At 43.5% G+C, this 9,719-nt stretch carries 12 protein-coding genes; 4 read left to right on the top strand and 8 right to left on the bottom strand.

Translation table 11 applies throughout. The features are described 5' to 3' along the window. A partial coding sequence (locus IR173_RS17625) for a PD-(D/E)XK nuclease domain-containing protein (protein ID WP_237040821.1) occupies window positions 1-378 on the top strand: 378 nt, incomplete at its 5' end. 72 nt (window positions 379-450) lie between these two features. On the opposite strand, the gene IR173_RS17620 is transcribed toward IR173_RS17625, so the two are convergent. The 6 genes from IR173_RS17620 to IR173_RS17595 are packed head-to-tail and all read right to left on the bottom strand — an operon-like array spanning window position 451 to window position 3,984. Beyond that, on the bottom strand, window positions 451-633 hold the full coding sequence (locus tag IR173_RS17620; protein ID WP_237040820.1) for a hypothetical protein: 183 nt from the start codon (window positions 631-633) through the stop codon (window positions 451-453). Between the two features lie 50 nt (window positions 634-683). Continuing rightward, on the bottom strand, window positions 684-1,136 hold the full coding sequence (locus tag IR173_RS17615) for a winged helix-turn-helix transcriptional regulator (protein ID WP_237040819.1): 453 nt from the start codon (window positions 1,134-1,136) through the stop codon (window positions 684-686). A gap of 29 nt (window positions 1,137-1,165) precedes the next feature. Next, window positions 1,166-1,516: a radical SAM family protein gene (locus IR173_RS17610; RefSeq protein ID WP_237040818.1), complete on the bottom strand. Its 351-nt coding sequence runs from the start codon at window positions 1,514-1,516 to the stop codon at window positions 1,166-1,168. 9 nt (window positions 1,517-1,525) lie between these two features. Further along, window positions 1,526-2,437, bottom strand: coding sequence for a DUF1848 domain-containing protein (locus IR173_RS17605; protein ID WP_237040817.1), 912 nt, complete (start codon window positions 2,435-2,437; stop codon window positions 1,526-1,528). Next, window positions 2,434-3,348, bottom strand: coding sequence for a DMT family transporter (locus IR173_RS17600; RefSeq protein ID WP_237040816.1), 915 nt, complete (start codon window positions 3,346-3,348; stop codon window positions 2,434-2,436). Before IR173_RS17600 ends, IR173_RS17605 begins: the two co-directional genes overlap by 4 nt. Before the next feature lie 9 nt (window positions 3,349-3,357). Continuing rightward, window positions 3,358-3,984, bottom strand: a complete 627-nt coding sequence (locus IR173_RS17595) for a nitroreductase family protein (RefSeq protein WP_237040815.1) — start codon at window positions 3,982-3,984, stop codon at window positions 3,358-3,360. Window positions 3,985-4,114: 130 nt separating this feature from the next. Here IR173_RS17595 and IR173_RS17590 point away from each other — a divergent pair, with 130 nt between their 5' ends. The 3 genes from IR173_RS17590 to IR173_RS17580 all read left to right on the top strand — a co-directional run bounded on the left by IR173_RS17590 (window position 4,115) and on the right by IR173_RS17580 (window position 6,876). After that, the gene (locus IR173_RS17590; protein WP_237040814.1) at window positions 4,115-4,981 is read left to right on the top strand and encodes an AraC family transcriptional regulator; all 867 of its coding nucleotides are present in this window, start codon (window positions 4,115-4,117) and stop codon (window positions 4,979-4,981) included. A gap of 541 nt (window positions 4,982-5,522) precedes the next feature. Next, a complete protein-coding gene (locus IR173_RS17585) occupies window positions 5,523-6,137 on the top strand; it encodes a hypothetical protein (RefSeq protein WP_237040813.1) in 615 nt (204 codons plus the stop codon). After that, window positions 6,124-6,876 (top strand): hypothetical protein, encoded by a 753-nt coding sequence (locus tag IR173_RS17580; RefSeq protein ID WP_237040812.1) that lies wholly within the window; start codon window positions 6,124-6,126, stop codon window positions 6,874-6,876. The genes IR173_RS17585 and IR173_RS17580 overlap by 14 nt, the downstream gene beginning before the upstream one ends. 44 nt (window positions 6,877-6,920) lie before the next feature. Here IR173_RS17580 and dcm read toward each other — a convergent pair whose 3' ends face one another. Next, complete coding sequence (gene dcm, locus IR173_RS17575) at window positions 6,921-8,186, bottom strand: DNA (cytosine-5-)-methyltransferase (RefSeq protein WP_237040811.1); 1,266 nt, start codon at window positions 8,184-8,186, stop codon at window positions 6,921-6,923. A 29-nt stretch (window positions 8,187-8,215) separates the two neighbouring features. After that, window positions 8,216-8,416 (bottom strand): helix-turn-helix transcriptional regulator, encoded by a 201-nt coding sequence (locus IR173_RS17570; RefSeq protein WP_237040810.1) that lies wholly within the window; start codon window positions 8,414-8,416, stop codon window positions 8,216-8,218. Between the last annotated feature and the right edge of the window lie 1,303 nt (window positions 8,417-9,719).

Here is a 9,719-nt window from a genome sequence, read left to right as displayed (position 1 = left end):
TATAAGGACAACTCATCGGTACGCAGCAGCATAGAGGGCGAAAGGAACATTCAAGGTTTCTTCACCGCCTACCTGAGTATCAATGCCTATTACCTGACCATGCCCGAAGTGGAGCTGAACCACGGTTTCTGCGACATGTTCCTCATGCCGGACCTGCAGCGATATCCGGAGGTGGAGCACAGCTACATTCTGGAACTGAAATATCTCCCGAAAGACAAGTTCGAGGCACAGTCGGCGGAACAGTGGGATGCAGCCGTGCAGCAAATCCACCGTTATGCCGAAGGGGAGAAGGTGCGGCAGCTTTGCAGGGGAACCCGCCTGCATTGCATTGTGATGCAGTTCTGCGGATGGGAACTGGAAAGGATGGAAGAGGTATAAATTGTCCTCCCGATAGGGATAAATATACTTAATAATACCACCCTTTATCAATACAAAGAATACCCTCTTTACTTATGCCTTTATGAATATTATCACAAAGTTAATATTTCCGGCGAAATTCTCTAAAACCAATCTCTTTTTGGTTGGCCAATAGAACTTCAGCCGGCGTCTGCGCTGCTCCGGGTTGCCGGCCGATGTGTCCGCCACCTGTTCCATATCCAAGACAAGCTGGCAGTTGGGAAATTTCTCTTTCAACAAGTAGAGGATTTTGCTGCCATAGCCGCCACCTCGTCGTTCGGAATCTTCTATTCGATGCCTGCCACACAGATATTGCCCATTTCGTCAAACATTCCGCGATGTTCGTTGCCCCACACATCCATCATGCGGATAATCGGTACGAGCGACTCGCCCAACTCCGTCAGAAAAGCCCCCGTTTTCATCGGCACGGTGTCATGCACCACACGGCGCACGACACCGACCGATTCCAGTTCGCCCAATTGCTGCACCAGCACACGTCGGGTCGCACCCTTTATCACTCGTTGAAACTCCACGGGACGGTGAATGCCTTTGGTCATGCAGTTAATCAGGTAAAGCTTCCACTTCGCACCCATGACATATTGCGTAATCGTAACGCCGCAGTCTAAATCAATCGGGGGTATCTTATACTCATATATACGCATTCGATACGCCTGATCCATGTCCCGGCGGAAATTCTCATCCTGCATATTGACGGACAATGCCACACTCAAACGCTTCATCTTTTTGAGTAAATCCAAATCACGGAGTATCAATTTGTTTTGGTAGCGATTTGCAGATAGCAATCCACACCGACCAATTGCTTCAAGATGAAGCGAGTGATACCGTATTTTACCTCATACGGGTTGTAACAATCCGTCACGGTTCCCATAAAGACATTTTTCCCAGTTATTTGAGAACCGTTTATTTTATGTCTTGCCCGTTTAATGTCGATGAAATCGCCCCACGATTCTGAATGTCCCGTGAAGCGTTTCATAAATGACGCATAGCAATATTTGCAGGCATGGGGACAGCCTACATAGGGGTTGATGGCAAACTGACCGATTTTGGATTTGGTCAGATAGCTTTCGACCGTTTTTTCCGCTACAATTATTTTTTCCATTACATAGTTTCAGATGATGAAGCTCTTTTGTTTTCCTTCGTGAATAATATCGGTAGGTTTCACGTGTCCTATCAAGAGCGGAGATGCCGAATCGTGAAGTTGGTAGTTCTCCATTGCCAACTCCGGTTTCTTGTTGGCATAACAGTATCTACAACCGTTTAGGCACGTGTTGTATGCTCCGATGTCGCGTGTAGGCATACAACTACACCCGATGCGGGTTCCTTTGTGTGCCATATTTTTGAACCGACAGCCCAACGCATTTCCCAAATTGGCGGTAGTCATACAGCCTGAAACGGCTATTCCGTATCGGGTGTAATTCTCCGATGTCCCGCAGGTTTGTAGGTGCAGCCCATATTTCCGGGCGATTGCGCCCATTTCCTCTGCCAGTTTTTCCTTGTCCCTATCTGTCAGCGGAATCAGTTCTGGCATATTGTATTCGAGCCTCTTATACATTTCCACGAAACTGAATACGCAGAAATTCACATACGGTGCAAGGCGTGAAGCCATGTAATCGAACATTTTCAGATGGTAATCCACTGTGTATTTCCGGGTCAGCAATACAGGATCATAACGCCATGCTAAGTGTTTACTCCCTACTTTTTCAGAGAGTTCGACAAGCGTGTCGATACTCCGGTCGATGTCCGGTACGTTCGGTTCTACGTCTTTGCCGTATGCCGTGATGGTATAGTGACAGAATACGTTGAAACGGTCGGTAATCCGATGAAGTTTCGGCAGAATCGGTCGGTAGTTTTTAGAGCAGAACACCACACAATCCACTACTGACGGGTCGAGCGTATATTTTGTAATATGATTCGGGAACAGAGGGTTACGCGAATAGACATATCCTTCCTCGAATCGGTTCAACAGCCAATCGCTGTAATAATTGACGGTATCGGTCCGTCCTCCTGTATTTATAATCATGTCTTGTGTAATATTAAATTTTTCATCTCTTCTTTTTTCTTACTCTTCGTCACCAAGTAAACACCGGCAAATACCAAAGCCGCCGACAACAGTTTTTGTATCGAGAGGGTGTCCTGCCCGACAGCAATGGCTATTACGGAGGCAACAATGGGCTGCACATAATTGTACATACTGACCGTAGTGGGACGGATGTGTTTCAATGCCATCGGGATAAGCATGAATGCGACGAACGTGGCTCCGAACAGCAGATAAAAGAGCGCGCACATTTGCGTCATGTCGAAAGTTTCCCGATGGAATATGGGGACGTGCTGCACGTGCGGGAGACAAAACGGTGCGAGTACTATTGTGGAGAACAGAAACATCCATTTCATCATCGTCACGGACGAGTAGCGTCGAGACAAAGGTTTAGACAAGACCAGATAGACGGAATACATCAACTGGTTCATTAACATCAGTGTATCTCCCCAAAGGCTGGCAGTTCCGTTGGAAGTATGTGCGGAGTTGAACACGAGCAACACTCCTCCACTTACGCCAAGAAATACGCCGAATGACTTTTTTGCCGTAACAGGCTCTTTGAGGACAACGGCAGCCAGCAATAATACGAAAATAGGCACTGCGGTAGCGATAATGGAGGCATCGACAGGCGAAGAACTTTTCAACCCTACGACAAACAACCATTGGTTGATGCCCACGCCGCACAAGGCGCAGATGAAAAGTGTTCTCAAATCTTTCGGCAGAACTTTTTCTTTCGGCATGAAGAGGGACACGAACCAAAACATCATGCAGGCGAAAATCGCCCGCATGATGGTAATTGCTTCCGGTGGTACATCTGAAGTCAGCAGGTATTTGAATACCGGCATACTGACACCGAACAGGATATTTGCCGACAATATCAGAATATGTCCTTTCATGTTGCTGTGTTACCAGAGATTCGTATGTATCCGCTCCTCGATGTCGATTTCTTTTTGTTTGGGCAGAAAGGCATTTTCTGCGGGATAACCCATCGTAAGCAGACAGGTAAATTCGTAGTCTTCCGGAGCACCGACAATCTTCTTAATTTTTTCCACTTCGTCGGCAACGGGAATGTGGAATACGGTTCCTAATCCTTCTGCAGTGGCGGCAAGCAGCATATTTTCCAACGAACACCATGCCGAAGCGAAGTAGTTGAGCGAGCTTTGCTCCTTGGGTTGGAGCAGCGGGCTTTGTTTCTGACGAAAGAAAGGCAGAATCAGCAGACCGCTCTGCATCAGCATACGCTGTTGTTTGGGCAGGGCATCGGCGAACATATCCATCTTGTCCTTGTCACCCGATTCATCCACTTCATGCACCAAATTTTTGAACGCTTCCATGTTTTTGGCAAGCGGTTCTATCACTTTGGCAATATTCTCACGTCCACGCACCACGATGAATTCAAGCTGGCGCAGGTGATCGTTCGTTGGGGCTTTGAATGCCGCATCGATTACTCTTTTAAGGATTTCATCGCTCACTTCACGGTCGGAGTAGTCGCGGTAAGTGCGGCGTTTCTCCAATACTTCGTACAATTCCATAACAATACGTTTTTAAGTTACATTTCTTGTTTTCGGTTGCAAAGTTACATCGCTTTATTGTTCTAAATTTGTTTTATTGTTTCATATAATTGTTGTAAATTTGCAATCGTATAAATTAAAACAATTATTTATGGAAGATACAGCCATACCGTACGAACTGCCCGAAACGGAGAATCATTCGTTTTTCTTCATTGACCAACGGGTGGAGCCGAGCCTCGAAGCCAAGCTCCACCGGCACGATGCGTGGGAATTATATTATGTCGTTCATGGACAGGGTAACCGAATGGCAGGCGACACATTACAGCCTTTTACGGCAGGCGATGTGGCGTTGATTCCGCCGTCGATGCTTCATCGCTGGGAATACGCAGTCAACAGTGTGGACGAGGACGGTTGTGTCCGTTATCTGATGGTGGCTTTCGGCCATTCTTTGGTGGAGCGGTGCATGGAAGTATTTCCCGAATTGCGGAACAGACTGGCGGGCGTGATGTTTCCTACCGACGCATTGAAATTCGGATCGGAAAGCGCGCGGATTATCCGTAAGTCATTGTCCGAAATAAACGGTATGGACGAATTGGGACGTTTAAGTGCGATGTTTCGTTTGCTTCCTGTTATTTTCACCTCGTCCGACCATATATTTGTTGGGAAACCGATGCGCATCGAAAAGGACGTTCGGCGTATGCAGCAGATTTGCGCATACGTAATGAAGCACTACGTTCATTCCATCACATTGGACGACATTGCGGAGGAGGTGGGGATGAACCGTTCAGCGTTCTGTTCCTATTTCAAGCGGTGCAAGGGGATGACCTTTTCGCAGTTCGTCACGCAATACCGTCTGAATACCGCTTGCGAGTTGTTGAAGCACTCGCAAAAAGGAGTGTCGGAGATTTGCTATATGGTTGGTTTTAACGACCTGCCTCATTTCGTGCGGGTGTTCACAGCAGCAATGGGGCTGTCGCCGAGCAAGTATCGGAAACAATTTCAAGTGACGAATACTTAAATGCATCCCTCCCGATAACATATATATGGTAAGCTGATGCGTACGTACGTGTAGGCTTACGCGTATATACGTGCAGGCTGATGCCACCGTATGTGTAGACCGATGCCTACGGGCACATTTTAAAAACGCTATTTTGCTTATAAATGGGCTGTTCTATGCAAGTTTAGCCCTCGAATCGCACGGTTTTACGATTTTATTCATTACCTTTGTATCTGCCATGTAAATGGAATAAATAAGAACTTAAGTATAACAAATTAAAACGAAACGCATATAAGAAGCAATTTAAGTTAGTTACATAAGTCTGAATATCCTTGCTTAACTGAGTATCAGAACTAGCACTTCACGAACAACCAGTTCAGCCAGATCAACGGGTATTCACACTCAAAATATGGGTGTGGATAGGGAGGTTGTTGTCTGGTGGGCTGTGCTAGGCCTTGATACCAATAATCAACCTACCACGCCCTTTTTTCTAACGAAAAGAGGGCTTTTTGTATTGCCTAATCTGAGTACTATGGCGTACAATACTTTTAGGAAAAACGACATGAATGTTGAACGAGAAGTAGCAAACTATCTCGACAAACACCTTTACTCTAGAGATATGTTTACTCAAGCTGAACGCACTGATAATGCTAATAATCAGATAAATGGCTCAGATATCATCATCTCTATCCCTGACAAGAATCTTGAGAATATTGTCGTAGATGAAAAGGCAGCTATATATTATGTCAACAAAAATTTGCAGACATTTGCTCTTGAGCTATCATTCCTAAATAGTAGTCTTCACTATAGTGAAGGTTGGTTTGTAAATACCAATCTTGCGACTGAATATTATCTCATTCAATGGCTCAATGCTGATATTGACGACCCATGGCAAGTAAAAGAGAATAACATTACTGAAATAGAGTGTGTTTTAGTAAGCAAGGCAAAGTTGAAGGAATACTTTGCTAATGAAGGTTATGACAAAACAAAGTTCTTGCAAATTGCCCAAAAGATGAGAGCTTCAAATCAAACCATGATTGCTCCCCCTGGTAAGCCATATCGCTTCTACTACACTCAGAAACTAGCAGAGAAACCTGTTAATTTATTGTTAAGCAAGGAAGAATACATTCGTTTGAGTGAATTCCACTATTTTGTAAGACCAAATGGCAACAATTGAACAAGCATTAGAATCAGTAGCTATCAATAGACCGATAGCACATTCTCGAAATGCCGTTTACCGTGATGCAGAAATCGCTATGAAACAGGCATTAATTAACGAAGCGGTTGCTTATCCTGGCACCACACCAAGAGGAAATTTTATTTTCACTCAGGTATGGGCTGGCGATAACTATTCCGTAAAATTCGGTAAATATGGAAAGGAATACTATCGTGAAGGTGACAAACGTAATGTTAACGATATGGCTCCTACCATATTCTGCGACAATGAGATATGCGAGTATGACGCTAGTTTTAGAGCAATATTTAGATTATCAGAAAACCTAAAGAACTCAGGAGACACTAATTCTCTTCTGCTCCTTGGCTGTTTGTTTATACGTAATGCATTTTTGGTAGATCACGTGCATACTGATAATGGTTATCGTTATGTAATACCTCATGCAGCACTTGAATACCTCAAAGAACATGTAAATGCTCATGCAGGGATTCCTATTGAAGCATTTTTGATGTACATAGATGCAATTGCATGGCAGGAAGATGTTAAGTATACAACTTTGGGAAAAACTATCACTAGTGATGTTGGTCGTAAGAACAACATGCTAACTTATGCACGCTTTATTGCTTGCCTTCTTGGACGTTCTTCTTATGCAGAAATGCTTAACAAATTCTCAATGGGGGTTTCTGCATTGCCAAAAGCTGAAATTGCAGCAACATTTCCTGAACTTAGAACAAGTTATTAATCAATAAAATAGAGCGCATCTCATTCGAAATGCGCTCTATTTTATTATCCAAGACGATTCTTTAATTCTTCGCCTACAGCCGTAACGATACCACAAACCAAGGCGTTTCCCATAAAGAAAGCACGCTTTGTGTCAGTTTCTCCAATTGTATGATTGTCAGGGAACATATCCAGTCGTTCAAGTTCCAAAGGAATGAGTCTTCTCAGTCTTCCGTTCTCAGGGTCCTTGATTACATGTTTGAAACGAGATGCGGTTGCACCTCCTTCTGAAGTAATGATGGTACGTGAAGCCTTATCCAATGGATCTGGAAATACCATACCACCCTCATTGTAACTAAACTCAAAACCATCCTTTGTTTTGCGTGTTTCATGTTTAGCTCCTTTGAGATACTCCCACTTAGGTAAATCTGATTCTTTTATATAGAAATCTTCAGTAATTAAATCACGATCTTTACCTGTTGCAAGAATTTCCCCAAGCGTTGTGTAATGTCCATGATAGTTTGGAGTTACTTTATAAGTATAGAATAGTCCGTCCTTCATTAAACCCGCAGTTTGAAATGGCGAGTTCTTACCTGCTTTATTAAACCCTGCTGACAAATCTGCCATATCCCAATTTGGATTGTTTTTGAGAGGAATTGCACTTAGAGGCATCAACTCTGAATAGTCGGCAATTGGAAAAGCATGTGCAAACACGCCATCAGCAAAAATCCACTCCGTTGGATCAACAACTTGCTCTGCAATTCGAGAACCATTCTTGTAAGCCAAAATGTAGGTTCGTCTTCTTCTTTGAGGCATACCATAGTCAGCAGCATTGATTATTCGCCACTCAACTGTATATCCTAACTCGTTGAGTGAGTCCAAGATAATAGCAAAGTCACGACCTCTTTGCTTAGCAGGAGAACCTAATAATCTATCTACATTCTCAAGAAACAAAACTTGAGGTGCATTATCCCCTTTTTCTTTCACTATACGAACAATCTGCCACCATAATACACCCTTCTTACCCTCGATACCAGCAGCTTGGCTAAGTACTCTTGCTACGGAATAGTCTTGACAAGGAAAACCACCAACCAATATATCGTGTACTGGGATGTCGTTACTATCTACTAATGCAACATCGCAGTTGAAGTGACCCTCTTCTCCAAATACACGGCAATATGTACGTGAGGCATGCTGTGTTTTTGTTGCAGGTTCAAACTGATTACTCCAAATCGTACTGAAGAAGGGGGCTTCGTTTGGATGATTCGCATTTACTCGATCAAAGCCAACTCTAAAGCCACCTACACCAGCAAATAATTCAATGATATTCATTTATGTAGGATATTTAGTATTATCTAATTTTATTTATTATCTACAAGTAAATCCTTGATATTTACATCAAGTAATTTTGATATTTTGTCTAATGTTTGCAAGTCTGGTTGAACAGTATTCTTGCACCATTTACTAACTGTACAAGTGGACTTACCGAGTTGGTCTGCTAGCCATTTGCCAGTACGGTCATGTTCTACTAATACGACCTTTAATCTATTTAAATTTGCCATAGAAGTTATATTTATTAAACTTTGATACAAAGTTATAAAATTTCAGTGAGACTTCATTATATATTAAGAAAATGTTTTTGATATGGCTGGAATTTTCCAAATACTTTACTTTTATTCAGCCAACATTGCGAAATAGTGAACTGTATATGATGGGATATCTCCCATATATATATGTAGGCTGATGCGTACGTACGTGTAGCCCGATGCATATATACGTGTAAGCTTGCGCGTATATACGTGCAGGCTGATGCCACCGTATGTGTTGACCGATGCCTACGGGCACATTAAAAAAAAACAGGCAGCCCACACTGAATGATGCAAAAAGACCTTGAGGTTTTCAAAAAAGGTCGGTGTGTTTTCAAAAAAGATCGGTGTGTTTTCGAAAAAGATCGGGAAGTTTTTTAAAAACATCACCATCTTTTTTAAAAAGCTCGGCATGTTTTTCATGAAGGGGCAGATGGGAGTATCCCCCTCATTAAGCCGGTCATTCCCTCTTCTCCCTTCATCCTTTCATTTTGATTCATACACACTGGTTATCAACCGGTTAAAGATGACAGCACATCCCCTCATCCTCCCTTCAGCCGCGCTTCCCAAGTCCTTTCACAACCTGCCTTCAGCAATTGTATGTCTACACATCTTTTTAGCCCACCGTTTTCTGTAGGGGCAGACCCGTGTGTCTGCCTGAGAACAGTCTGCTTGAAGCCATCAGGGTTGTGTCAAAACGTGGATAATGCTGTCGTTTCGTTCGTAGGGGCGAGGTTCGCTCGCCCGAAAACAGTTTATTTTGTGTCTTCGGGCAGGCAAACCCTGCCCCTACAGCTGAGATTGGATAGGCTGGTTTAGTTTTGACACACCCTCCCACCGTAAATGAAAGCGTTATAGAAAAAATTAAGCCGGAAGAAATTCTACGAATGAAAGGAGGCTGAAAGGGCGGTGACGGGATATCCCTTCACTACCGAAACCCCCATCGGCAGGGCGTTTCAACGACTAATGAAAGGAGGAAGGAAGAGACCGGTTTTCCGTTTGTAGGGCGAGAAAATACAGTTGGTTTTGGTGGATTCAGTCATTGGATGACAAACCCTGTATGACAAAAGCCGAGAGCCGGCATTACATCCGATACTTGCCACGAACTACACATTTTATTTTCCTTTTCCTGCTCAATATCCGGTTGAAAAAACTATCTTTGTCTATCGGTTGTTTTAAACTCAAAAGGAGAATAGATTATGGAAGCGATAAAAGGAATACCTTACGGAATGTCAAACTTCACGGATGTGATAGAACAGAACCGCTATTATGTGGACAA

Source organism: Phocaeicola faecalis, assembly GCF_021730445.1.
GTDB classification, from domain to species: domain Bacteria; phylum Bacteroidota; class Bacteroidia; order Bacteroidales; family Bacteroidaceae; genus Phocaeicola; species Phocaeicola faecalis.
The sequence above is the reverse complement of the archived record's forward strand: the minus strand, read 5'-3'. Positions and strand labels throughout refer to the sequence as shown.

Excerpts from the sequence above, each read along its gene's own strand:
- IR173_RS17615 (WP_237040819.1), bottom strand. The coding sequence starts at position 1,136 with ATGAAGCGTTTGAGTGTGGCATTGTCCGTCAATATGCAGGATGAGAAT.
- IR173_RS17610 (WP_237040818.1), bottom strand. The coding sequence starts at position 1,516 with ATGGAAAAAATAATTGTAGCGGAAAAAACGGTCGAAAGCTATCTGACC.
- IR173_RS17605 (WP_237040817.1), bottom strand. The coding sequence starts at position 2,437 with ATGATTATAAATACAGGAGGACGGACCGATACCGTCAATTATTACAGC.
- IR173_RS17600 (WP_237040816.1), bottom strand. The coding sequence starts at position 3,348 with ATGAAAGGACATATTCTGATATTGTCGGCAAATATCCTGTTCGGTGTC.
- IR173_RS17595 (WP_237040815.1), bottom strand. The coding sequence starts at position 3,984 with ATGGAATTGTACGAAGTATTGGAGAAACGCCGCACTTACCGCGACTAC.
- IR173_RS17590 (WP_237040814.1), top strand. The coding sequence starts at position 4,115 with ATGGAAGATACAGCCATACCGTACGAACTGCCCGAAACGGAGAATCAT.
- IR173_RS17585 (WP_237040813.1), top strand. The coding sequence starts at position 5,523 with ATGAATGTTGAACGAGAAGTAGCAAACTATCTCGACAAACACCTTTAC.
- IR173_RS17580 (WP_237040812.1), top strand. The coding sequence starts at position 6,124 with ATGGCAACAATTGAACAAGCATTAGAATCAGTAGCTATCAATAGACCG.
- dcm (WP_237040811.1), bottom strand. The coding sequence starts at position 8,186 with ATGAATATCATTGAATTATTTGCTGGTGTAGGTGGCTTTAGAGTTGGC.
- IR173_RS17570 (WP_237040810.1), bottom strand. The coding sequence starts at position 8,416 with ATGGCAAATTTAAATAGATTAAAGGTCGTATTAGTAGAACATGACCGT.